This window comes from Sporosarcina sp. P32b (assembly GCF_002743335.1).
In the GTDB taxonomy this organism is placed as follows: Bacteria; Bacillota; Bacilli; order Bacillales_A; family Planococcaceae; genus Sporosarcina.
On sequence record NZ_PDZB01000001.1, the window covers coordinates 81,495 to 105,023 of the forward strand.

Sequence of the window (23,529 nt, forward strand, 5' to 3'; positions counted from 1 at the left end):
ATACACTAGTTAGTAAAGATAGTATTTTCAGCAAGTGTCAGCACTTAGAATAGAAGGAGTGATAGTATGCAAGAAGTAAAAGCAACTATGGCAGGGACAATCTTTCAGATTGAAGTGAAAGAAGGAGATACAGTGACGAAGGGACAAGTTGTCGTCATTTTAGAATCCATGAAGATGGAAATTCCACTAGAAGCTGAAGTGGATGGAACAGTGAGTAAGATCCACGGCACAGAAGGCGATTTTGTAGATGAAGATGAAGTGTTGGTTACCATTCAATCGTAACGAAAGGTGGGAAGTTCCTTGACTAATGAAACAACAAAGACAGCGTATAATGAAAAACTGCAAGAACTCACTGCTGATGTGATGGCGGGTGGTGCAGAAAAGTATCATGAAAAATTAGTACAACAAGGTAAGTTATTCGTCAGAGAACGGTTACGTCTTTTATTTGATGAAGGTAAATATGCCGAGGATGGTAAATTTGCGAACTGCGAAGCTAAAGATTTACCGGCAGATGGAGTAGTTACAGCTACGGGAAAAATCGATGGTCAAACAGTGTGTGTCATGGCTAACGACTCTACAGTTAAAGCGGGATCTTGGGGTGCGAGAACAGTAGAAAAGATTATCCGTATCCAAGAAACGGCTGAAAAGCTTCGTGTGCCATTACTTTATCTAGTGGATTCTGCAGGTGCACGTATTACAGATCAGCTAGACATGTTCCCGAATCGTCGTGGAGCTGGCCGCATATTCCATAATCAAGTGCGTTTATCGGGTGTCATCCCACAAGTTTGTCTTCTATTTGGGCCCTCGGCAGCAGGCGGTGCCTATATTCCGGCCTTCTGTGATATTGTCATTATGGTAGAAGGCAACGCCTCGATGTATTTAGGTTCACCACGGATGGCTGAAAAAGTCATAGGTGAGAAAGTAACACTGGAAGAAATGGGTGGGGCACGCATGCATTGTACAGTAAGTGGCTGTGGTGACGTGCTAGTAGATACTGAGGAGCATGCAATTTTAGAAGCTCGTAAATATCTCTCCTACTTCCCTGGGAATTTTGAAGCGTCTGCGAAATTTGCAGAACCACGCGAGGTGAAGCAAGGGCGTTCATTGGAAGAAATCATTCCCGAAAACCAGAATGCTCCATTTGATATGCATGAGGCAATCGATCAATTAGTGGATGACAATTCCCTCTTTGAAATCAAAAAGTTGTTTGCACCGGAAGTCATAACGACTCTTGCGCGTATTGACGGACGTCCTGTAGGGATCATTGCGAATCAGCCCAAAGTTAAGGGGGGCGTGCTGTTTGTGGACTCAGCGGATAAGGTAACGAAGTTCATTACATTATGTGATGCATTCTCTATTCCGTTGTTGTTCCTTGCAGATGTGCCGGGGTTCATGATTGGGACGAAAGTGGAAAGACAAGGAATTATCCGACATGGTGCGAAGTTAATTATGGCAATGAGCTCCGCTACTGTACCGAAGATTTCAGTCGTTGTACGTAAAGCATACGGAGCGGGCTTGTACGCAATGGCTGGTCCTGCATTCGAGCCAGATGTCTGTATCGCGTTGCCAACTGCGCAAATCGCCGTCATGGGTCCTGAAGCAGCTGTCAATGCGGTATACTCGAATAAAATCGAAGCCATTGCAGATCCGAAAGAGCGAATTGCATTTATTAAAGAAAAGCAACAAGAATATAAAAAAGAAATCGATGTCTATAAAATGGCCTCAGAATTGATCATTGATGAAGTGGTTGGGCCTCATAATCTACGGTCCGTGCTTGCTGAGAGATTTAGTTATTATGAAACGAAACAAATTACGAATTCTTCGAGAAAACATCCTGTCTATCCTGTATAATAAAACGTACCAACAGAGACGCCTTCACTGGGTCTCTTTTTTAAGGAGGAAAACTATGCGATTTGTAGTGGTAGGAGCGGGATCTATTGGATTATTGATCGGTTCTTATTTAGCTCAACACCAAGCAAATGTCAGTTTCTGGGTAAGGCGAGAGGAACAAGCGAAGCAGTTACGTGGTGGTCTTGTGAGAAGGCCAGAAAATAGTACATACGAAGTTGAATCAACAGTACATATTGAAGAGTTGCCAACAGATGCGTTATGGATTATTGCTGTGAAGTATGATGCATTGCCTATTGTACTCTCCGAGATTAGCGCTCTACCTATACAACCAAATTTATTGTTCATTCAAAATGGAATTGGACATTTGTCGCTGATTGAGCAGTATTCACTTGGGCATGTGTCATTCGCGACAGTCGAGCATGGTGCGGCAAGAATAGATGATCGGACAGTTTCACATAACGGTATTGGACCTATTAACATTGTGGAAAATGACAAAATTGCGCCAACTATACAATGGATGCAAGAAATTGACCCACAGAACTTTCCTATTACTAGGCAACAAAATGCAAAACAGTTACTATTTCGTAAAGTACTAATCAATTGTGCGATCAACCCACTGACGGCATTGTTGGAAATCAGGAATGGACAGTTATTAGACAATCCTTACTTCCATTTGTTATTCCGCCAGTTGTGTGAGGAATTGCTCAATAACTTTGAAGAGTATAGCGATCTATTGAGCTATAAAGATATAGAAGAAGTATGCCGTAAAACAGCGGATAATCAGTCTTCTATGCTGGTAGATAGAATAAAAGGACGGAATATGGAAATTGAAACTATTTTAACAGCAGTGTTGAAAGAAATTAATCAAAAAGGTGGCAGTGCTCCGTTTTTGCAAATTCTTGAGACTGCACTGCTTGGAATAAACAGGAGTGAATGTGGAGGATGTTGACGAATATACTCGGAGCGTTATTATTGTTCCCTTTTATTATTTTAGTTGTATTAATTATTGTTGCAAAAAAAATAGGATTACCTAAGAAAAAGAGAGTCGGATGGGCGGTAGACTGGACTACGCCGTTTATGGTTCTTACCGTTTTAATTTTGATTCGTGCGATTTGGGATGTTTGGGTACCTATCTTGTTAATCGGAGTATTGTGTTTGATTGCTATCGGATTTGCAGTTATAGAACGATCTAGGGAAAAAGAATTTCGTACATCTTGGGTGTTACGTCGAACATGGCGAGCGTATTTTCTACTCTTAACAGTAGCTTACTTTTTACTGTTTATTGTTGGAATTACGGTACAAATCATCCGCTACGTGAACTAATGAGTACTCATAAGCGTATCTATTCAACCTATTCGGAGGAGATGATATACTTGCGGTAGTATGGTACATAAAGGAGTTTGTGAGATGGACTTGGACACAATGGAGTTGCCAAAAAAGAATAAATTGATGGAAGCGTATCGTCACGATCCACAATTTTTCCATAGATTTTTTGAATATGAAATGACAACTGTAGGGTATGAAGACAGAGCAGAAGAATTACAGCGACGTTCTTTTCAAAGAGAGCAATTAGCTGCTGCGGTAGAAAGTTATATGTTGCCATTTGGAATATCAGACTTGGCTGCTCAGTATATACAAGAGCTGTCTAAAGATGCGTTGGTAGTGATTGGAGGACAGCAAGCGGGGGTTTTAACAGGGCCTTTATATTCTGTTCACAAAGCTATATCCGTAATATTATTGGCACAAAAACAACGAGAATTACTCAGGAAACCTGTAGTACCAGTTTTTTGGATTGCTGGGGAAGATCATGATATCAATGAAATCAATCATACATATACTGCAAAGGCAGGAAAAGCGATCAAACGGCAGTTTAAACAACCTACCATTTTAAAAACGATGGCTTCAGACACGTATTATGATCAAAAGGAAATGACCGCGTACATTAAGAAGATTTTTAAAAGTTATGGAGAGACATCTTATACGCAAAAATTATTGCATGATGTGCTGCAAACCGTAGAACAACAACAGAATTTCACGAATTTTTTCACTGCACTGATGAATGAACTATTTACTGAGCATGGATTATTATTTATGGACGCCGCTTATAAACCATTGCGTCAATTGGAATCGCCTTATTTCTCACAGATGATTGAAAACTCAGAAGCCATAGCGAAAAGCATTTACTATACAGAACAACAGCTTCTCGCTTACGGCTATGCAAAACCAATTGAATCGGAAGAGCAAGACGCCAATCTGTTTTATGTTCATGATACAGGCAGGGTACTACTCCGAAGAAAAGATGGCAAATTTGTCAATGAGCAAGCAGGAGTAACTTTTACAGAACAAGAAATGCATTATCTTGCAAAAAACGAGCCTTGGTTGCTAAGTAACAACGTAGCTACAAGACCTATTATGCAAGATCTCGTGTTCCCTGTTTTAGCATTTGTCGGTGGACCTGGTGAAATTGCCTATTGGTCTTTATTGAAAGAAGCATTTCAAATCATGGGAATTCATATGCCGGTAATCGTACCAAGGCTTTCCATTACTTTGGTCAACAGACAAGTCCAGGAAGCACTAAAGCTTACGGATATTACAATAAACCAAGTAATGAATCATGAACTACCGGAACTTCTGGAGAAATGGTTAGAGCAACAACGAGATGAACAATTCGATCGTTTGTTGACAGAAACGAAGAGTCAATTACAAACGCAATATGAACAGTTGCAGTCCCACCTAGAAGCAACAGATCCAGGACTCATACAATTACTTAGTAAAAACTTACAATTCCATAATAGTCAGTTCGATTATTTACTGAAGAAAAAAGAGCAGTCGATTTTGCTTAAGCATCACGTGCAATACGAGCGTTTTCATGTGATTTCAGAACAGCTATTTCCAGAAGGTTCCCTGCAGGAGCGTCTCTACTCGCCATACTTTTATATGAACCAGTTCGGTGAAGGGTTGATTGACGAGTTACTACAACAACCTTATACGTTTAATGGATCGCATCAGCTAGTCTATTTATAAGAAACCACTTAAACCCGTCATTCGTTCTATGAATGGCGGGTTTTGTTTGTGTGTAAAAGATTCTTTTGTAGATTTTTTTCTGGGAGTTGAATCTCTTTCGTTGCACTTCATGTTACAAAGCGAAGAAAAGATTGATGTTTTTTATGGATGAACTGGATCTAAAAACAAACGTACATAAGTTTAAATACAACACTATATCCCATACTAACTTCAGTAAGTGATCTGTTGCTCACCCTCGCTTTCCCTGCTGACTTGAATCATCACTAACAGAAGCTTCTAGCCTTTCGTACTTACCAGTTGACTCTCCGATTGTTTCTGGAAAATGTTGAAAGATAATAACTAGAGAAAATTGCGAAAAAAGTGGTTTTTTCGGGATACGGGCGAGAAAGTAAATCAGAAAGAAGTACTATTGACACATTTTAAAAAATATGCGAAGAAAAATGGCATAGTGGGTGGAGGAAAGTGGGGGGATGTGGTACATTATTTCATACAGTGGGGTGAATTATATGTTCATGGGTGAGTATCAGCATTCAATCGATATGAAAGGTCGACTGATCGTTCCTTCTAAATTTCGGGAGCTATTAGCAGAAGGCTTTATTTTAACCCGTGGACTGGATAATTGCTTGTTTGGATATCCACTGGATGAATGGCAAAAGCTTGAAGAAAAATTGAAAGCGTTGCCGGTTACAAAAAGAGATGCTCGTGCATTTACTCGTTTTTTCTTCTCAGGAGCATGCGAAGCAAGTTTGGATAAGCAGGGGAGAGTCAATATACCTGCAAACTTACTAGAATTCGCAAAGATTGAAAAGGACTGTATGATTATCGGTGTATCCAGCCGGATTGAAATCTGGTCTGCAGAACTGTGGGAAGCGTATTACGAGGAGTCAGAGGAATCATTCAATGACATTGCAGAAAACCTTATTGATTTTGAATTTTGAAAGCAGGCGGAATAACCATGTTTAACCACACAACAGTATTACTGCATGAAGCCGTCGAAGGCTTGAATGTAAAAGAAAACGGCATTTATGTGGATTGCACACTTGGTGGTGCAGGTCACAGTGAAGAAATTGCCAAACTACTTTCATCTGAAGGACAATTAATCTGCTTCGACCAAGATATGACAGCAATTGAAGCAGCGCAAAAAAAACTAGCGAACTTTACAGCACAAGTACACTTCGTACATGCCAACTTTAAAGACTTGAAAAATGAATTAGCAAAATTGGGAATCTCTCATGTAGATGGAATTTTATATGACCTAGGAGTTTCTTCTCCGCAATTGGATACACCTGAGCGAGGCTTCAGTTACCATCATGATGCACCGTTGGACATGCGTATGGATACATCTGCGCCATTGACAGCTTATGAAGTAGTCAATGAATGGTCGTATTCAGATTTGGTCAGAATATTCTTCCGCTATGGTGAAGAGAAGTTCTCAAAGCAAATCGTTCGTAAAATTGAAGAAGCACGCGCCAATGCGCCTATACGTACAACGGGAGAACTAGCTGAGCTTATTAAAACAGGTATTCCAGCAGCAGCCAGAAGAACTGGAGGCCACCCTGCTAAACGTGTTTTCCAAGCGATCCGAATTGCGGTCAATGATGAGTTGGGAGCAGCTGAACAATCTTTAACTGATGCGCTTACATTATTACGTGAAAATGGTCGGATTAGCGTCATTACGTTCCATTCACTTGAAGACCGCTTATGTAAAACTATTTTCAAGGAAGCTTCTTCTATGCCGGAATTGCCGCCAAACTTACCTATTATACCTGAGGGCATGGATCCAGATTTTCGTCTTATTACACGAAAGCCGATCATCCCTACAGATGAAGAAATAGAACATAATAAACGTGCCAGATCAGCGAAGTTACGAATTATAGAGAGAAAATAGAAAAGGGGAAACGAGCCATGGGACTAGAACAACGGAACTTAAATACGTCACAGACACCGGAGATCGAACAACATACAGACCAAAACCAGCCACAGGTTGTGCGCCGTGTGAAAAAACGTTTTTCTAAGGGCGAAAAGATATTGTTCACTTTATTTGCAGCATTTACAATCGGATCTTCATCTATGCTCTTACAGACACATTCTGATATAAACGCTGTAAATAAAGAAGTGCAGTTGATGAATACTGAAATTGAAAATACTGCCAAACAGAATAATGAATTGTCCATTCAAGTGAGTGACAAATCCACTTACGAACGTATTTGGAAAAAAGCACAAGAGAATGGTTTGAACCTTAACGAAGGTAACGTAAAGGTCGTACCTGGACGATGAAGAAGTTTCGCTTTCAATGGGGAGCCTTTCTAATGTTTGTAGTATTCGGAGGGCTCTTTTTCATATTATTCGGCAGAATTCTTTTTATTCAGATGACGGGCCAAGTAGATGGTAAAGAATTAGCGAAGATCGCTTCTAACCAATATGAAAGAAATGCAGTTTTACAAGCAAGTCGCGGGGCAATTGTAGATCGAAATGATGTGCCGATAGCATCGGATACATTAAGCTACCATGTGGTGGCTGTAGTGAACGAAGCTGCAAGTAAAAACAGCAAAAAGAAATATCACGTAGTCGATTATAAAGAAACGGCGAAAGTTTTAGCGAAGTATTTGCCGCTAAAAGAACGTGAAATTTACGATAAAATGAAAAATGCTAGAGAAGGCGCATGGCAAATTGAGTTTGGTCGTGCAGGCAAAGATCTTAATCGCGAAACGATGATGAAAATGAAGGAAGAACTCGATAGAAAAAAATTATCGGGTATTTTGTTTGTAGAAGGTAAAAAACGATTCTATCCTAACGGTCGATTTGCTTCTTACTTAGTGGGCTTTGCCCAGAAAGAAGAATTGGAAAACAACTTAACCGTTACCAAAGGGAAAATGGGGCTTGAAAAAACGTATAACAAGCAACTAACAGGTGTCGACGGAAAAGTGAATTACCAATCAGATGGTTGGGGGTATTTATTGCCCACCGCAAGCAAACAAATTGAAGAACCTCAAGATGGTCAAACGATTAAACTTACATTAGATAAGACAATTAGTAACTTCGTAGAAGAAGCGATGGATCAAGTTGAAGAAGAATATTCTCCGAAGAAAATGCTAGTTCTTGTGTCTAATCCTAAAACGGGTGAAATCCTGGCAATGAGTCAACGGCCGACGTTTAACCCAATGACGCGAGAAGGTTTGACAGAAAACTGGTTGAATGATGCAGTTGAGCAGACGATTGAACCAGGGTCTCCTATGAAAATGTTCACACTGGCTGCGGCGGTGGAAGAAGGTAAATGGGAGCCGGATGAATATTTTAAATCTGGATCGTATCGAATCTACGACCGAGTGATTAGAGATGTGAAAGTGGATGGCTGGGGCACGATTACTTTCATGGAAGGATTGCAACGTTCCTCTAACGTGGGAATGGCATACTTACTAGAAAGAATAGGCGATCAGAAATTCATTGAATACGTTCATAAATTTGGTTTTGGCAAACAAACTGGAATCGATTTGCCAAATGAAGCGCCAGGTGTTGTGCTAGATAATTATCCGGCTGAACGATTGACTACTTCCTATGGACAAGGATCTACAGTTACACCACTACAGATGATCCAAGCCGCTTCAGCTATCGCGAATAACGGTGTGATGATGAAACCATATGTGATCGACCAAATCATTGATCCGAATACGAACAAAGTGTTGGAGAACCATGAACCTGAAGAAAACGGCACACCAATCTCCGCAGCGACGGCTAAAGAAGTGCGTGAAATACTTGCGACAACAGTGACTTCAGAAAATGGTACTGCACAAAAGTATCATCTGGAAAATTACGCAGTAGGCGGTAAAACCGGTACAGCCGAACTTCCTAAAACAGAAGGAAAAGGGTATATGTCTGGCTCCGGGAACTACTTATACTCGTTCCTTGGAATGGCACCGATTGATGACCCACAGCTCCTAGTTTATGTAACTGTTCAGCAACCTGAACTAAAAGCAGGAGAACTAGGGTCTGACCCTGTATCGAAAGTCTTTAATCCGATTATGGAAAACAGCTTGAAATATTTGAACATAGCGCCAGATGATGAACAAGTGATTCCCGTGAAAAAAGTTGGGGATTATGAAGGAGAAGATGCAGAAACGGCTGCTTCTCTAGCAGTCGAGGACGGCTTCCAAACTGTGTTAATCGGTGAAGGCGGCAAAGTAACTAAACAAATACCAAAAGCTGACACGAAATTAACGGAGGACTCAATTGTTTTATTGGAAACAAAAGGGGATACGACATTCCCAGATATGACAGGTTGGTCTAAAAAAATGGTGCTCTCATTTACGAACCTTTCAAAGTTGGATATTCGAATCAACGGTGAAGGGTATGTGATTGGACAAAGCGTAACGGGAGGAACGTTAGTAAACAAGAAAGATCCGATTGTCGTTGAGCTTCGGACGCCTGAGCAGCAGTATAATAAAAAGAAAAGTAATGAAGATAAAGAAGAGAACGAAGAGGAGCAAATCATGGGCGGCTAATGTATAGCGCACGATTTCACAGCATACCTTAATAGAAAAAAAGGTAGTGAGTCATTGCGTTCATTTATTGATATGCAGTCAAAAAAACGTTTACGTGCAGCCTTCTTATGCTTTCTTATCTGTCTATTACTCGTTATAGGAAAACTATTCCACGTCCAAATCATCAAGCATGAATGGCTAAAAGAAAAAGCAGAAGAAAATTGGGATATTGAAATACCTTTTGGCGCTATGCGTGGAAATATTACAGACCGAAATGGTAAATTGATCGTTGGTAATAAACTAGCGCCTACACTGTATTTTATGCCAGCTCAAAATCCTGACATTTCCAACGACATACCTGCAATTGCCAAAATCCTTAACATGCCGCCAGAAAAGTTGGAAGAAAAGCTTAAGAAAAAAACATATATGGTGAAATTAGCTCCGGAAGGAAAAAACATCACGAAGGAGCAGGGGGATGAGATTACGAAACTGCAAGTAGCCGGCTTGTATGTAGGTGTCGATTTCGTCCGCCATTATCCATACGATGATCTGTTGGCACGTTTGATTGGTTTTACCGGCTATGACGGCAACGGCTTGGCAGGTATTGAGTATGCGTATGATGAGATTCTGAACGGAACAGGGGACAAAGTGCGACTGTTCACTGATGCTAAAGGAATTGCATTACCCCATGTAGAGGATAGCTTCGAACACGGAAAAGACGGCTCGACCTTGGAACTGACTATCGATCTGAAAATGCACCAAATTGTAGAGCGTGAACTGATCCAGGCGATGGAGAAATATGATGCAACACAGGCTCTTGCTATTATAATGAATCCAAAAACAGGAGAATTATTATCGCTAGCATCCGTACCTGGATTTGATCCACGTGAATACCAATCAGCGGATTCCACTATCTATAACCGGAATTTGCCTGTATGGATGACATACGAGCCAGGTTCCACATTCAAAATTCTTACATTGGCAGCAAGTTTGGAAGAAGACGTCATCGATTTGGAGAATGAAAGTTTTTATGACCCTGGTTACAAAGTCGTTGCAAACGCCAGATTACGATGCTGGAAACGAGAAGGTCATAAAGATCAAACATTTTTGGAAGTTGTAGAAAATTCATGTAACCCTGGATTCATTACGATGGGTCAGCGACTTGGTAGTGAAAGATTAGATCGCTATATTCGTGAATTCGGCTTCGGAAGCTCAACAGAATCAGGCATTGCTGGAGAATCGAAAGGTATTTTGTTTTCCAAGGAAGCATTTGGACCGGTTGAACAGGCAACCACTTCGTTTGGGCAAGGAATCTCTGTCACCCCAATCCAACAAGTGCAAGCAGTTGCCGCAGCGATTAATGGCGGTAAACTCTATAAACCCTATATTGTAAAATCAATAAAGGACTCTGAAGGTAAGACAATAAAAGAATTTGAACCTGAATTGAAAAGACAAGTAATCAGCGAAGAAACATCAGCTAAAGTGCGTTACGCGCTTGAATCCGTTGTGGCAAATGGATCAGGTCGTAATGCTTTTGCAGACGGACTACGAATAGGTGGTAAAACAGGGACAGCACAGAAAGTTGAGAATGGTCGCTACAAAGATGGTGACTATATCGTCTCCTTCATTGGTTTCGCCCCTGCAGATGACCCTGAACTACTCGTATACCTTGCTATCGATAGTCCAAAGAACTCTATTCAATTCGGAGGCGTCATTGCTGCACCGATTGTTGGACGGATCATTGAAGAAATTGCACCGATTGCTAACATCGAAAGAAGAAAAGAACAGTTGGAAAAAGAATACCGATGGGGGGACGCGATAACATTCCGTTCACCCGATTTACTTGGAATGAATGAAAAAGAATTGCTGTCTCAAAATTATACGTTCAAAATGAAGTGGCATGGAAAAGGTAAGAAAGTGATTCGACAGTTACCCGCTCCCAATACTTTGATGACGGTAGAGGACACCATTCATTTGTACACAGAATAAGCAGTACTTCATTGCCACGCAATTGATAGTAGAAGGAGAACTTAACATGACACTCGGCACTACAGTAACGATAATCGCTGTTTCATTTTTCGTATCAGCGATTATCGGGGTGATCATCATCCCATTACTTAGAAGGTTGAAATTTGGTCAAAGCATACGGGAAGAGGGTCCGCAAGCGCATTTGAAGAAAGCAGGCACTCCCACGATGGGCGGGCTCATCTTCCTTCTTTCCATATTAATTTCAACACTCACTTTATCTTACATAAACGACACATTAACTACTCATACGATTGTGTTATTGATCGTGCTGATCGGTTTCGGAATCATCGGCTTCCTAGATGACTTTATTATCATCGTCGCGAAACGCAACTTAGGATTGACATCACTTCAGAAATTAATCGGACAGATCATCATTGCGATCGTTGCCTTTTTCTTACTGAAACTCGGACCATTCGAAACGACGGTAATGATTCCTTTCACGGAATTTGGAATAGATCTAGGTGTGTTTTATGTGGCATTTTTGGTCTTTTGGCTTGTAGGTTTTTCAAATGCAGTCAACTTAACGGATGGATTGGATGGTCTCGTTGGAGGTACATCGACTATCGCATTCTCTGCATTCGGAGTATTTGCTTTAGCGTATGAGCAAAACGATATCGCGTTATTCGCATTCGTTGTAGCGGGCGCAATGCTTGGGTTTTTGTTATTTAATATTAAACCTGCGAAAGTATTTATGGGAGACACAGGTTCATTGGCATTAGGCGGTGCGCTCGCTATGATTTCAGTATTGATTAAACAGGAATTACTGTTGTTGATCATCGGAATTGTATTCGTAGTCGAAACGCTTTCTGTCATCATTCAAGTTATCAGCTTTAAATTGACTGGAAAACGTGTCTTTAAAATGAGTCCCATTCATCATCACTTTGAATTATCAGGCTGGTCTGAATGGAAAGTAGTGATTGTGTTCTGGGGTGTGGCATTGCTTGCTGCCCTTGTACCGGTCTTCTTGGAGGTCATGTAGATGAAGAATACAGAACAATTCATAGGGAAAAAAGTACTTGTAGTCGGTCTAGCGAAAAGTGGAGTGGCAGCAGCAGGTTTACTTCAACGTCTAGGTGCGGAAGTGGTAGTCAACGACTCTAAGCCGCTAGAAGGAAATGAAGAGGTAATAGAGCTTCAAACTCAAGGAATTGAAGTCATTGGTGGAGGGCATCCAAGTGATTTACTAGAACGAAATTTTGACTTCATCGTGAAAAATCCAGGGATCCCTTATAGTAATACATTAATAGCTAGTGCTGTGGAACGAAAAATCCCGATTTGGACCGAAGTGGAACTGGCAGGTATTCTCAGTGAAGCACCGATTATAGCCATTACGGGTTCAAACGGTAAGACGACAACCACTACATTGCTTTATCACATGCTCAATATGGCAAAGAAAAAACCGTTGATAGCTGGCAATATTGGCACTGTATCTTGTACAGTGGCAGAAAAAGCGCATGCGAATGAAGTAATTGTACTTGAAGCCTCTTCGTTCCAATTAGCTGGAACGGAAAGCTTTGCTCCGCGCATTGCAATTTTTACGAATTTATATGAAGCGCATTTAGATTATCATGGATCGATGAAAGAATACTTGGATGCGAAGTTGCAAGTGGCTCGCAATCAAACTTCGGAAGAATACCTGATTTTTAATGCGGATCAAAAGCTCATTAAAGAAGCAATAGAATCATTCGAATCTCAAAAAGTTCCTTTCTCAGTACTCGGAAAAACTAGAGAGGGTATTTCAGCAGATGAAGAATGGATTTATTGGTTAGGGGAACCTTTCATAGAAATTAAGCATATTAAATTACCGGGCCGTCACAATTTAGAGAATATCTTATCCGCAACAGCGGCAGCCATCTTGTCAGGGTGTGAAAAAACAGCGATAGAAAATGTATTGAGTTCTTTCACTGGTGTTCGCCATCGCATGCAATTTGTCCGTGAAGCGAAGAGCCGTACAATATACAATGACTCAAAAGCGACTAATACATTGGCGACGAAAAGTGCACTTTCCTCATTTAAGATGCCAATCGTCTTGATTGCAGGCGGACTGGACAGAGGTCATTCGTTTGAAGAATTACGGCCTTATATGAAAAATGTCCGTGCTGTCGTGACGATAGGGGAGACAGCAGAGCGTTTTGCAAAGTTTGCAATATCCTGTGGTGTGACAGAGACGGCCCAGGCATCTACTATGCAGGAAGCTGTGCAGAAGGCGTATGCGTGTAGCTGTGAAGATGATGTGATTTTATTATCGCCGAGCTGTGCAAGTTGGGATCAATACAAAAGTTTTGAAATTCGGGGCGACGAATTTATTGATGCAGTAATGAAGTTGTAAATTCTTTGTAATAGTTGGAGAGTAAAATGAAGAACTGACTGATTAATTTGAGGAAGGATGCGAACGCTGGAGAGAACCTACCGAATAATCTTTTTAACAACCGCCTTACTATTGTCGCTGATTGGATTAGTGTTTGTGCAATCGGCAGGATCTTATTGGGGAGAAGTGCATTATCAAGATTCTTCTCCATTTATCGTCAAGCAAGGCATTTATATGATTATTTCTTTGGCTGTTGCGTATGTGCTGGTCAAAAGTCCGTTAACATCACATCCTAAATTCTGGACCTATTGTTATATAGCTTCGATCCTCATGTTGGTAGCGGTATTAATCCCAGGTATTGGAGCGGTGCGAAACGGATCTCAAAGCTGGATTGCGTTCGGTCCAATCAGTTTGCAACCAGCGGAATTCGTAAAGGTAGCGTTGCTTGGAAAATTAGCAAGCGGTATGAAGAAACATAAAGACAAGTCTTGGCAATGGCAGCATTTCGCTTGGATATTATTACCGGCAACTTTGATCATGTTGCAACCTGACCTTGGCTCTGCCGTCATCATGATAGTATCTGCTTTTGTCATTCTTTTCTTAGCGGGCTATCCATTGTCATTCTTTATCTTTCTTTTCGTCTCAGGACTCGGTGCTTTTATCGCACTCATTCTAGCTGCACCGTATCGTTTGGATCGAATTAAGTCCTACATTGATCCGTGGAATGATCCTCTCGGTACAGGGTTTCAAAGTATTCAATCGTTATTTGCAATTGCCCCTGGTGGATTATTTGGTCATGGCTTCGGGAATAGTCGTCAAAAGTTTTTGTACTTGCCTGAACCTCAAAATGATTTTATCTTTTCCATCATCGCAGAAGAGATCGGCTTTATCGGAGCGGCATCTATCGTGTTGCTGTTTATCTTGTTATTCGCTTCTGCATTCGGTATAGCGATTCGACTGAACAACTGGAATTCGTTTTTAATTGTCACCGGTATGGTGTCCATGATTACTTTCCAAACATTTTTAAATATGGGAGTCGTCTCAGGTTTGCTTCCTGTGACAGGAGTGACGTTGCCTTTCATTAGTTACGGAGGGTCCTCGCTGTTGACCACGTGGCTAGCTGTTGGAACGATTCTACACTACTCTGCGAATAAAAGGGCAGGATGAAGGGAGAACAGGATGTGGAAAAAGTAATAGATATTGAAGATCGGATTCCATCCATGCGTAAAAAACGCAGAAGAAAGGCCAACATCAGCTTTCTTCTGCTCGTCGTGATATTCGTCCTTGTTCTTCTTGCCTTGTTGTATTTTCAATCTTCATTAAGTGATGTTTCAAAAATATCTATTAATGAGACTGTTTTACACGAAAGTGAGGAGTATAAAGATCAGAGTGGATTGTATAAGGGACAATCACTGTGGGGATTCCGTGCTAAAGATATTGAAAAAAATATCAAGGGGATTCCTGGTGTGAAAGATGCTAAAGTGAAACGTGATTTTTACAATGACGTTTCCATTCACGTAACGGAATGGGAACCAGTCGCTTATATAGAGAATCAAACACAATATGATCTATTGTTGGAAAATGGTGATCGCTTAGCAACGACTGATCCTGATATCCTTTCACATGCACCCATCCTAACTGGTTTTACCGATCCTGAAGTGACGGAACGAATGATCAATCAATTACAAGAGATGGATAGTACAGTTTTTGAACTCCTCTCAGAGCTTCGTTATCAAGAAGAAGATAAAATTGACGTATTTATGAGTGATGGATATGAAGTACATGCAGTGATTTTAGGTTTTGCTGATAAAATGTCCTACTATCCAGATATCATTGCTCAATTGCCTAAAGAAGAAAAAGGCGTGCTAGACATCGAAATTGGCGTGTACTTTAAAACATATACAGATTTCTACAAAGAACCAGTACCGATAGATGTGGAGCTTCCACAGCCTACTGAAGGGTCAAACGTAACAAAGGGCAAACCGGTCGAAGTAGAAATAAATAAGGAGGAAAAAAGTGAGCAAGAAACTGAAGAAAACTAGAGAGAAGCGCGGCAAGCAACTAGTGTTTTCCATCGTATTTCTAGTATTGGGCTTCATGCTTGCATTTTCCTATCGAACTATTGGCAGTAAGCAACAAGTGCTGGATTCAGAGCAAACCAATTTATTTCAGCAAGAGGAACAGTATCGCGCGGATTTAATCGATCAGCAAGAAAGAAACAAGGAATTGACAAATGAGTTACTCGAGAAACAACAACAAGTGCATTCGTATGAACAAGACTTCTCCGATAAAGAAAAGAATCATGCGGTTCTTGTAGAAAAAGCACGAGATTTACGATTATTGCTTGGAGATATTCCGTCAAAAGGTGCGGGGGTCAAAGTGACACTCGAAGATGCGGATTATGATCCTTCAGTACAAAACCCGAATGATTATATCGTCCATGAAAGTCACGTCTTACGTGTAATCAATGAATTGAAAATCGCAGGTGCGCAAGGAATGACGATCAACGGGCAACGGATTAATTCGAATTCGTACATAAAATGTACAGGCCCTGTTATTATGGTTGATGGTAGAACGTTTCCAGCACCTTTTATTATAGAAGCAGTAGGGGATCCGAAAGTGCTTTCTCCGGCGCTACATTTAAAGGGCAGTGTCATAGATGGCTTGTTGCGAGATAATATCGTCGTCACACTAGAAGAAATGAAGGAAGTTCAACTGCCTGCGATTCGTGACGAAGTATGATGGATTGTGGGGGGGTAGAGTGAAGCAAAAAACACACTGGAAGTTCACGTTGATTCTCGGTATAGTGGGATTTGTATTGGCTTTACAATATAATTCAATGAATACTACATCTCCACGGGACACACGGGATTTATGGGCGATTCGTAAAGAATTATCAAGTGAAAAGAAAATTCACTCTGAACTCTTGGATGAGATCAGGGGAATTGATCAGACGCTTGCAGCTTATAATGCATCACCTGAAGCCAATGCAGCAAGTGTATTGCAAGACACGTTGGATAAATTGTATAAACAAGCGGGATTCATGCCGACCACTGGTCCAGGATTTGTAATAGAGGTTGCGCCATCCCCAGAAAGTATTGCGTTCGGTTATGAAATAGAGCCAGTATCATCTGAACTGCTGGCTTGGTTTATTAATGTGGTGAATCAACAACAAGGTAATGAGTTGGAGATTGATGGCAAGCGCTTTACTACTTTGAGTTGGATCCGGGAAATCAATGGTAATCTGACAGTCAGTGGGGAAGTGGTTTCTACACCACCGTTCGATATTAAAGTCGTCTCACCTACGAAGGAAGCAAGTGAAAAATTGTACAATCAATTACTGACCACTACCATACAAGATGAGTTTTATTTGGACGACTTAATTTTGACAATTAGTGAACCAACGGACCGCGTTACGTTACAAGGCTGGACGGGCGGTTTTGAAAATCGATTTTTAAAAGAACAAACAAAGGAGTGATGACAAAATGTGGCTACCCTTACTTGGGCTCCTCCTTGGCGTTTCTCTAGGTTTGCTCTCGGATATACAGATTCCGCAAGTATATAATAATTATTTAACTATTGCGATTCTCGCTGCATTTGATACACTATTTGGTGGAATCAGAGCCTATCTTCAGCAAGTGTATGACGACCGAATATTCGTCAGCGGATTTTTCTTCAACATACTATTAGCAGCAGCACTTGCTTTTATTGGTGTACACTTAGGTGTAGATTTATACTTGGCAGCAGTTTTCGCATTTGGCGTACGATTATTCCAGAATATCGCGGTCATCAGAAGAATTCTGCTTGCGAAATGGACGGGTAGAAACAAAAATCCCGACACAAATGTGTAATATTAAATGTTTTTAGAAGAGGGTGTTGAAAATATTTAGACAAAGCAGTCATAATACAATAGAATGGAAGTTACTAGTTACATTAAGGAGGTGTCAATAATTGAGTAAATCAAATCATTACGTATCACTTGATATAGGATCATCCACAATTAAAGTCTTAATTGGGGAGATGGATCAAAATGCCCTGCATGTAATCGGTGTAGGAAATGTACAATCTGCTGGAATTCGCAAAGGAACAATTATTGATATTGATGCCACTGTCCAGTCAATCCGTAAAGCGATTGAACAGGCTGAAAGAATGACAGGCTTAAAAATTGAGGAAGTAGTTCTTGGCATACCTGCAAATGGTGTCCAGTTCCAAAACGTCAAAGGCGTTGTGGCAGTGAACTCTGAAAATCGTGAAATTACAGATGATGATCTAGAAAGAGTTATGAAATCATCACAAGTAATGAATGTTCCACCTGAAAGAGAATTCGTCAATTTAGTGCCAAAGCAATTTATTGTCGATGATTATGATGAAATCACAGATCCCCGTGGTATGATGGGAGTAAGATTGGAAATGGACGCAACGTTAATTACGACGTCCAAAACTCAACTACATAACATTTTACGCTGTGTAGAAAAAGCCGGTTTACAAATTCGTGAAATTTATTTGCAACCGTTGGCGGCAGGTACATTCGCATTATCTGAAGATGAAATGTATCATGGAAGTGCCTTTATCGATATTGGCGGAGGGTCAACTACGGTTTCGGTATTTGCTGAAAATCGTTTGATCAGTACGTCTGTATTACCAGTTGGCGGAGATCATATTACAAAAGACTTATCAATCGTCTTAAAAACACCTACAGAACAAGCTAGAATGATTAAGCATCAGTATGGACACGCTTATTATGATGACGCTTCGGATGAAGAATTATTTGAAGTACCAGTAGTAGGTTCAGATGCAAAAGATCAATACAGTCAGCGTTATATCTCTGATGTGATCGGTTCACGTCTTGAAGAATTGTTTGAATTGATTCTCGAAGATTTGTATGCAACAGGTATCCGTGACTTGCCTGGCGGTATCGTGATCACAGGTGGTACAGCTAAGCTGGACGGAATATTGCAGTTGGCTCGTGATGTCTTTAAAACAAGAGCTAGATTATACACACCAGAATATATTGGTGTCCGTGAGCCGATGTATTCTACTGCGGTTGGCTTGATTCGCTATGCGTATATGGAAGATGTGTTCTTTGGTTATGAAGAAGAGCCAGTTGGTTCACCTCAATCATCAGACTCCATTTATGAAGTTGCGGAACCTTTAGCTAGGCCAGTCAAACCGAAAAAGGAAAAAAGTCAAGGATTCATGAAACGCGCTAAAAAAGTATTCGACAATTTCTTTGAGTAAACATTGTGTTAGGTGGGAAATTGCAGATAATTTAGAGGAGGAAAATCAATGCTTGAATTTGAGACGAACATAGATGCATTAGCGGTAATTAAAGTTATTGGAGTAGGCGGCGGCGGAAACAATGCGGTCAACCGTATGATTGAACATGGAGTGCAGGGCGTAGAGTTTATCGCGGTAAACACGGATGCTCAAGCATTGCAATTATCATCGGCTGAAATTAAACTACAAATCGGTGAGAAGCTTACTAGAGGACTAGGCGCAGGTGCTAACCCTGAAGTAGGAAAAAAAGCAGCTGAAGAAAGTAAAGAGCAGATTGAAGAAGCTCTACGTGGCGCTGATATGGTCTTCGTTACAGCTGGTATGGGCGGCGGAACGGGTACGGGTGCAGCCCCGGTTATTGCTCAAATCGCTAAAGATATTGGCGCGTTGACTGTAGGCGTGGTTACACGTCCGTTCACTTTCGAAGGAAGAAAGAGATCTACTTCCGCAGCTGGCGGTATCGCAAGCATGAAAGAAGCAATCGATACGCTAATTGTTATTCCAAACGATAAATTGCTTGAGATTGTTGATAAGAACACTCCAATGCTTGAAGCGTTTAGAGAAGCTGACAATGTATTGCGTCAAGGTGTACAAGGTATCTCTGATTTGATCGCAGTACCTGGATTGATCAACCTTGACTTTGCTGACGTGAAAACAATCATGTATAACAAAGGTTCTGCATTGATGGGAATCGGTATGTCTACTGGTGAAAATCGTGCAGCGGAAGCAGCGAAAAAAGCTATTTCTAGTCCGTTGCTTGAAACATCCATCGATGGAGCCAAAGGTGTCTTAATGAATATTACAGGCGGCTCGAACTTGAGCTTGTTTGAAGTCCAGGAAGCAGCTGATATTGTTGCTACTGCATCAGACGAAAACGTCAATATGATCTTCGGTTCTGTGATCAACGACGACTTGAAAGATGAAATCATCGTAACAGTTATCGCGACAGGATTTAACGAAGAACAGTTAGCTCCTTCAAGACAAAGAGGTGCTGGTGTAACGGGTGGCATTCGCCCACAACGACCTGTACAACAGCAACCGCCAACACAAAGCAGATATGAAGAGCAACCACGTTACGAGCAACAATCTGAGCCTAGACAGCCACAGGTTAATCAGCATCAGCACGAAGAACAACTGGATATCCCAACGTTCTTACGTAATCGTACGCGTCGTAAATAATAAATAGAACAAGCTTCCCGCAGGAGATGAACTTCTCATGCGGGAAGCTTTTTTATGTTTGTTTAAGAGTGATTACGCTATGTGCTTAAAAATATGTCGAAGATTTTATCGTAAACCATCCAAAGCCCGACAGGTTTTTCATTAAAGCCATGATAATCTGTTTGTAAGGAGGCCGGCATATGTATGGAGAACTGATGATAGGGATCAATATGCTCTTTAACTACGCCATCCTATCATTCACTAATAAAGTTGGAAATCATCAAACGAGCAGGAGGAGGTTATGGAGCGCAGCATTTCTCGGAGCCTTCTTTATTACGTTGTTCCCGTATTCTGTGCTAGCGATGATCTTCACTTTCTTAGGAATGACGTATATTGCATTTGGACAAACGTTTGGTAGTTGGAAAAGTTCGATCCTCGCAGTACTGATCGCGGCTTTCTTCGCAGGAGGAATGTTGACCTTGATCTACGCACAGATTAGTATCAGCGTAAATCAGAGCTTTTTATTCGTAGCAATTGGTCTAACCTATCTTTCGTTATACATCGTGAAGCATAAATGGATTGATACACGCATGATGAATAAGTTAATGAGTTTCACGCTCGATTCAGAATTGAATTTATGGGGGGAAGTAATTCCGCTTAAGGTATTCATCGATACGGGTAATCATTGCGTAGAACCATTATCAGGAGATCCTGTACATTTTATTGGCTATCAGGCAGTAAAAGAACAGCTACCCGTCGACTTCGCTTCAGCACTAGAGTCATGGAATCCTGAAAAATCGCCAGACTTGGCTAGTTTTCCTACCACTTACCAAAGAAGTCTTCGGTTAATACGATTGCAGACTGTTCAAGGAGCTTCGTGGGCTGTCGGAATCAAGTACGATAGGTGGTTGCTCGAAGGTGAGTTAATGCCTGTAGGATATATTGTCTTGACTAGAGAACAGCGTCAATACCCTCAAGGTGCAGCAGCTATTTTACAAATGAGTGCGATGGATGTACTAAAAGAAGAAGGGAGAACGGCTATATGTTGATAGAAGTGAAAAAATGGGTGTCTTATATTGCGGGATTCTTCAGACGAAAAGGCGGCATATTTTATATTGGTGGACATGAATCCCTTCCTAAGCCTCTCGATAAAGAGCAGGAAGCAAAAATGATTGCAGCATTAATGAAAGGTGACCCAGCTGCACGTGACACATTGATCGAAAAGAACTTACGTCTCGTTGTCTATATCGCAAGACGTTTCGATAATACGAACACGAACATTGAAGATCTTATTAGTATAGGAACGATTGGACTAATCAAAGCAATCGAAACTTTTAAAGCGGATAAAAACATTAAGCTTGCAACGTACGCTTCCCGTTGTATTGAAAATGAAATTTTAATGCATTTGCGTAAAACAAATCGAATTCGTTCAGAAATTTCATTTGATGAGCCGTTGAATTCAGATGCGGATGGAAATGAGTTACTTCTATCAGATATCTTAGGTACAGATGAAGATATCATCACAGACGACGTAGAGAAAAAGCTGGAGCGTCAATATATGATTGATGCTATTTCCATTTTAGATGAAAGAGAACGTTATATTATGGAACAGCGATTCGGATTGATGGGAACGAATGAAATGACGCAAAAAGAAGTGGCGGATCTTCTTGGTATATCGCAATCTTATATATCTAGACTGGAAAAGAAAATAATTTCTGAGCTACGAGATCGACTAAATCAGCCCATTTCATAACTGGACTTATCGGCAGAAATTGGCGATTCGTGAATTCGCATATTCTAAAGAGTTGAGGACACACTACTCTGTACACTCACCTATAGAATGCGGAGGAAGAGCCAATGGTACGTACAAGAGTAGAGATTTGTGGGATCAATACGTCCGAGCTGCCTTTATTAACTGCAGATGTGATGAAAGAGACATTCATCCGTTTGCAAAGCGGTGACGAATTTGCCAGAGATGAATTGGTATTTGCGAATTTGCGTCTCGTACTTAGTCTTGTTCAGCGCTTTAACTATCGTGGAGAGCAGGCTGATGATTTATTCCAGGTTGGTTGTATTGGGTTGTTGAAAGCCATAGACAATTTCGATTTAAAACATAATGTCCGGTTTTCCACCTACGCTGTGCCGATGATCATTGGAGAAATCAAGCGACATCTTCGTGATCACCATGCTGTTCGTGTATCCAGATCATTACGTGATATCGCGTATAAAGCCATCAGGGCAAAAGAACAATATGTCAACGAACATCAACACGAACCAAGAATTTCAGATCTCGAGAAGATTACAGGCATACCGGAAGAAGATATACTCTTCGCCTTAGATGCTATACAAGACCCTATGTCGTTGCACGAGCCAATGAATAGCGATGGCGGCGATCCGATTTATATGATGGATCAGCTACATGATCAGAGAGTATCTGAAGACCGCTGGATGAACTACGTGTCCATTAAAGATAAGATGGGCGAGCTGGACGAACGTCAACAGCTAATCGTCTCCAAACGATTTTACCTCGGTCAGACGCAAACCGAAATCGCCAAGGAGCTCGGGATCTCACAAGCGCAAATCTCGAGAATTGAGAAGCATGCGATGGAACAGATTCGGCTTGGGATTGAGCAGAAGAAATAGTGATTGCGATTGATATACAGAGACTGTCCTTGCCACTTGAGAGTGGGGAGGGCAGTTTTTGTATTGTTAGCAATGCGAATGTGCGCCTAAAACGATAATCCACGTGTGTGATCATTGGCAGCATTATAGTATCCCAAACCCTATAACTATCACGGCAAGCGCTCATTAATTCGCCTAAGTGATCATAATAACTGTATAAGCGCTCATTAATCACCATAAGCGATCATACTTAGTCGGTGAACGCTCTAAATAGCCAATAAGTGATCAAACTGCTTTCGTAACCGCTCATTAAGCTTTTGCTCTATACCGTACATGAACTTATACATAGAAAAGTTAAAAAGTGCCACTATTTAAAATGAAGTCTGGAACTACTTACAGTCTAACGTGACGATGTAAGTGTAAGAGGTGGCGACTCCTGGAGGACCAGCGCAATATTTCACTTTGAAGTCAGTTTTCCGACGTTCTCATTAAAACTCACTATGCATAGTATGAAAGAAGGAGGGGAAACTATGCGTTTTTCCAGCTTGCAGAAAAAAGAAGTCATTGAACTGAAAAAAGGTTCTTTCCTTGGTTTTGTTCAAGATGCCACAATTGACATCGAAAAAGGTGAGATTGCGCAACTTCATATAGGCGAACTTGAACGCTCCTTTTTCTCAGACAGCAAGTCAAAGGGTGTTCAAAAAATCAATTACAAAGACGTCATGACGATTGGAAAAGATATTATCTTGATTGAGAATAAACGTCTCAACTAATGACTTATCG

At 40.9% G+C, this 23,529-nt stretch carries 23 protein-coding genes; all 23 read left to right on the forward strand.

Annotated features, from left to right (window positions below; all coding sequences use genetic code 11):
* The first annotated feature begins 66 nt into the window (after positions 1-66).
* The 23 genes from CSV64_RS00395 to CSV64_RS00505 all read left to right on the forward strand — a co-directional run bounded on the left by CSV64_RS00395 (position 67) and on the right by CSV64_RS00505 (position 23,519).
* Positions 67-282, forward strand: a complete 216-nt coding sequence (locus CSV64_RS00395; RefSeq protein WP_099633088.1) for an acetyl-CoA carboxylase biotin carboxyl carrier protein subunit — start codon at positions 67-69, stop codon at positions 280-282.
* Between the two features lie 81 nt (positions 283-363).
* On the forward strand, positions 364-1,851 hold the full coding sequence (locus CSV64_RS00400; protein ID WP_099633309.1) for an acyl-CoA carboxylase subunit beta: 1,488 nt from the start codon (positions 364-366) through the stop codon (positions 1,849-1,851).
* Positions 1,852-1,906: 55 nt separating this feature from the next.
* Positions 1,907-2,800 carry a 2-dehydropantoate 2-reductase gene (locus tag CSV64_RS00405; protein ID WP_158232984.1) on the forward strand — a complete coding sequence of 298 codons (894 nt, stop codon included), beginning with the start codon at positions 1,907-1,909 and terminating at the stop codon, positions 2,798-2,800.
* Positions 2,794-3,174: a DUF3397 family protein gene (locus CSV64_RS00410; RefSeq protein ID WP_158232985.1), complete on the forward strand. Its 381-nt coding sequence runs from the start codon at positions 2,794-2,796 to the stop codon at positions 3,172-3,174. The genes CSV64_RS00405 and CSV64_RS00410 overlap by 7 nt, the downstream gene beginning before the upstream one ends.
* Positions 3,175-3,258: 84 nt before the next feature.
* The gene (gene bshC, locus CSV64_RS00415) at positions 3,259-4,875 is read left to right on the forward strand and encodes a bacillithiol biosynthesis cysteine-adding enzyme BshC (protein WP_158232986.1); all 1,617 of its coding nucleotides are present in this window, start codon (positions 3,259-3,261) and stop codon (positions 4,873-4,875) included.
* 506 nt (positions 4,876-5,381) lie between these two features.
* Positions 5,382-5,813, forward strand: coding sequence for a division/cell wall cluster transcriptional repressor MraZ (mraZ, locus tag CSV64_RS00420; protein WP_099633092.1), 432 nt, complete (start codon positions 5,382-5,384; stop codon positions 5,811-5,813).
* 17 nt (positions 5,814-5,830) lie between these two features.
* Positions 5,831-6,763, forward strand: a complete 933-nt coding sequence (rsmH, locus tag CSV64_RS00425) for a 16S rRNA (cytosine(1402)-N(4))-methyltransferase RsmH (protein ID WP_099633093.1) — start codon at positions 5,831-5,833, stop codon at positions 6,761-6,763.
* Between the two features lie 17 nt (positions 6,764-6,780).
* Positions 6,781-7,152 (forward strand): cell division protein FtsL, encoded by a 372-nt coding sequence (gene ftsL / locus CSV64_RS00430; protein ID WP_099633094.1) that lies wholly within the window; start codon positions 6,781-6,783, stop codon positions 7,150-7,152.
* A gap of 32 nt (positions 7,153-7,184) precedes the next feature.
* Positions 7,185-9,374 (forward strand): penicillin-binding protein, encoded by a 2,190-nt coding sequence (locus CSV64_RS00435; protein WP_233190375.1) that lies wholly within the window; start codon positions 7,185-7,187, stop codon positions 9,372-9,374.
* 72 nt (positions 9,375-9,446) lie between these two features.
* Positions 9,447-11,342, forward strand: coding sequence for a penicillin-binding transpeptidase domain-containing protein (locus CSV64_RS00440; RefSeq protein ID WP_099633310.1), 1,896 nt, complete (start codon positions 9,447-9,449; stop codon positions 11,340-11,342).
* 46 nt (positions 11,343-11,388) lie between these two features.
* Positions 11,389-12,360, forward strand: a complete 972-nt coding sequence (mraY, locus tag CSV64_RS00445; RefSeq protein WP_099633096.1) for a phospho-N-acetylmuramoyl-pentapeptide-transferase — start codon at positions 11,389-11,391, stop codon at positions 12,358-12,360.
* Positions 12,361-13,710, forward strand: a complete 1,350-nt coding sequence (gene murD / locus CSV64_RS00450; protein ID WP_099633097.1) for a UDP-N-acetylmuramoyl-L-alanine--D-glutamate ligase — start codon at positions 12,361-12,363, stop codon at positions 13,708-13,710.
* Between the two features lie 57 nt (positions 13,711-13,767).
* Positions 13,768-14,856 (forward strand): putative lipid II flippase FtsW, encoded by a 1,089-nt coding sequence (gene ftsW / locus CSV64_RS00455; RefSeq protein WP_099633098.1) that lies wholly within the window; start codon positions 13,768-13,770, stop codon positions 14,854-14,856.
* 14 nt (positions 14,857-14,870) lie between these two features.
* A complete protein-coding gene (locus tag CSV64_RS00460) occupies positions 14,871-15,731 on the forward strand; it encodes a cell division protein FtsQ/DivIB (protein WP_158232987.1) in 861 nt (286 codons plus the stop codon).
* On the forward strand, positions 15,706-16,431 hold the full coding sequence (locus tag CSV64_RS00465; RefSeq protein WP_233190376.1) for a DUF881 domain-containing protein: 726 nt from the start codon (positions 15,706-15,708) through the stop codon (positions 16,429-16,431). The genes CSV64_RS00460 and CSV64_RS00465 overlap by 26 nt, the downstream gene beginning before the upstream one ends.
* A gap of 19 nt (positions 16,432-16,450) precedes the next feature.
* Positions 16,451-17,167, forward strand: coding sequence for a DUF881 domain-containing protein (locus tag CSV64_RS00470; RefSeq protein ID WP_099633100.1), 717 nt, complete (start codon positions 16,451-16,453; stop codon positions 17,165-17,167).
* Between the two features lie 7 nt (positions 17,168-17,174).
* Positions 17,175-17,540 carry a small basic family protein gene (locus CSV64_RS00475; RefSeq protein WP_099633101.1) on the forward strand — a complete coding sequence of 122 codons (366 nt, stop codon included), beginning with the start codon at positions 17,175-17,177 and terminating at the stop codon, positions 17,538-17,540.
* Positions 17,541-17,640: 100 nt separating this feature from the next.
* On the forward strand, positions 17,641-18,927 hold the full coding sequence (gene ftsA, locus CSV64_RS00480; RefSeq protein WP_099633102.1) for a cell division protein FtsA: 1,287 nt from the start codon (positions 17,641-17,643) through the stop codon (positions 18,925-18,927).
* A 48-nt stretch (positions 18,928-18,975) separates the two neighbouring features.
* Positions 18,976-20,145, forward strand: coding sequence for a cell division protein FtsZ (gene ftsZ / locus CSV64_RS00485; protein WP_099633103.1), 1,170 nt, complete (start codon positions 18,976-18,978; stop codon positions 20,143-20,145).
* Positions 20,146-20,324: 179 nt separating this feature from the next.
* The gene (locus tag CSV64_RS00490; protein WP_099633104.1) at positions 20,325-21,173 is read left to right on the forward strand and encodes a sigma-E processing peptidase SpoIIGA; all 849 of its coding nucleotides are present in this window, start codon (positions 20,325-20,327) and stop codon (positions 21,171-21,173) included.
* Positions 21,167-21,877, forward strand: coding sequence for an RNA polymerase sporulation sigma factor SigE (gene sigE, locus CSV64_RS00495; RefSeq protein ID WP_099633105.1), 711 nt, complete (start codon positions 21,167-21,169; stop codon positions 21,875-21,877). Before CSV64_RS00490 ends, sigE begins: the two co-directional genes overlap by 7 nt.
* 104 nt (positions 21,878-21,981) lie before the next feature.
* Positions 21,982-22,767, forward strand: a complete 786-nt coding sequence (gene sigG, locus CSV64_RS00500; protein WP_099633106.1) for an RNA polymerase sporulation sigma factor SigG — start codon at positions 21,982-21,984, stop codon at positions 22,765-22,767.
* 509 nt (positions 22,768-23,276) lie between these two features.
* Positions 23,277-23,519: a PRC-barrel domain-containing protein gene (locus CSV64_RS00505; protein WP_158232988.1), complete on the forward strand. Its 243-nt coding sequence runs from the start codon at positions 23,277-23,279 to the stop codon at positions 23,517-23,519.
* The last annotated feature ends 10 nt before the right edge of the window (positions 23,520-23,529 follow it).

What these genes read in the sequence shown, in the direction of transcription:
- murD (WP_099633097.1), top strand. Translation starts at nt 12,361, where the DNA reads ATGAAGAATACAGAACAATTCATAGGGAAAAAAGTACTTGTAGTCGGT.
- ftsL (WP_099633094.1), top strand. Translation starts at nt 6,781, where the DNA reads ATGGGACTAGAACAACGGAACTTAAATACGTCACAGACACCGGAGATC.
- CSV64_RS00410 (WP_158232985.1), top strand. Translation starts at nt 2,794, where the DNA reads ATGTTGACGAATATACTCGGAGCGTTATTATTGTTCCCTTTTATTATT.
- CSV64_RS00435 (WP_233190375.1), top strand. Translation starts at nt 7,185, where the DNA reads ATGTTTGTAGTATTCGGAGGGCTCTTTTTCATATTATTCGGCAGAATT.
- CSV64_RS00490 (WP_099633104.1), top strand. Translation starts at nt 20,325, where the DNA reads ATGTATGGAGAACTGATGATAGGGATCAATATGCTCTTTAACTACGCC.
- CSV64_RS00440 (WP_099633310.1), top strand. Translation starts at nt 9,447, where the DNA reads ATGCAGTCAAAAAAACGTTTACGTGCAGCCTTCTTATGCTTTCTTATC.
- sigE (WP_099633105.1), top strand. Translation starts at nt 21,167, where the DNA reads ATGTTGATAGAAGTGAAAAAATGGGTGTCTTATATTGCGGGATTCTTC.
- CSV64_RS00405 (WP_158232984.1), top strand. Translation starts at nt 1,907, where the DNA reads ATGCGATTTGTAGTGGTAGGAGCGGGATCTATTGGATTATTGATCGGT.
- ftsZ (WP_099633103.1), top strand. Translation starts at nt 18,976, where the DNA reads ATGCTTGAATTTGAGACGAACATAGATGCATTAGCGGTAATTAAAGTT.
- CSV64_RS00475 (WP_099633101.1), top strand. Translation starts at nt 17,175, where the DNA reads ATGTGGCTACCCTTACTTGGGCTCCTCCTTGGCGTTTCTCTAGGTTTG.
- CSV64_RS00505 (WP_158232988.1), top strand. Translation starts at nt 23,277, where the DNA reads ATGCGTTTTTCCAGCTTGCAGAAAAAAGAAGTCATTGAACTGAAAAAA.
- ftsW (WP_099633098.1), top strand. Translation starts at nt 13,768, where the DNA reads ATGCGAACGCTGGAGAGAACCTACCGAATAATCTTTTTAACAACCGCC.
- bshC (WP_158232986.1), top strand. Translation starts at nt 3,259, where the DNA reads ATGGACTTGGACACAATGGAGTTGCCAAAAAAGAATAAATTGATGGAA.
- CSV64_RS00400 (WP_099633309.1), top strand. Translation starts at nt 364, where the DNA reads ATGGCGGGTGGTGCAGAAAAGTATCATGAAAAATTAGTACAACAAGGT.
- rsmH (WP_099633093.1), top strand. Translation starts at nt 5,831, where the DNA reads ATGTTTAACCACACAACAGTATTACTGCATGAAGCCGTCGAAGGCTTG.
- mraZ (WP_099633092.1), top strand. Translation starts at nt 5,382, where the DNA reads ATGTTCATGGGTGAGTATCAGCATTCAATCGATATGAAAGGTCGACTG.
- mraY (WP_099633096.1), top strand. Translation starts at nt 11,389, where the DNA reads ATGACACTCGGCACTACAGTAACGATAATCGCTGTTTCATTTTTCGTA.
- sigG (WP_099633106.1), top strand. Translation starts at nt 21,982, where the DNA reads ATGGTACGTACAAGAGTAGAGATTTGTGGGATCAATACGTCCGAGCTG.
- CSV64_RS00395 (WP_099633088.1), top strand. Translation starts at nt 67, where the DNA reads ATGCAAGAAGTAAAAGCAACTATGGCAGGGACAATCTTTCAGATTGAA.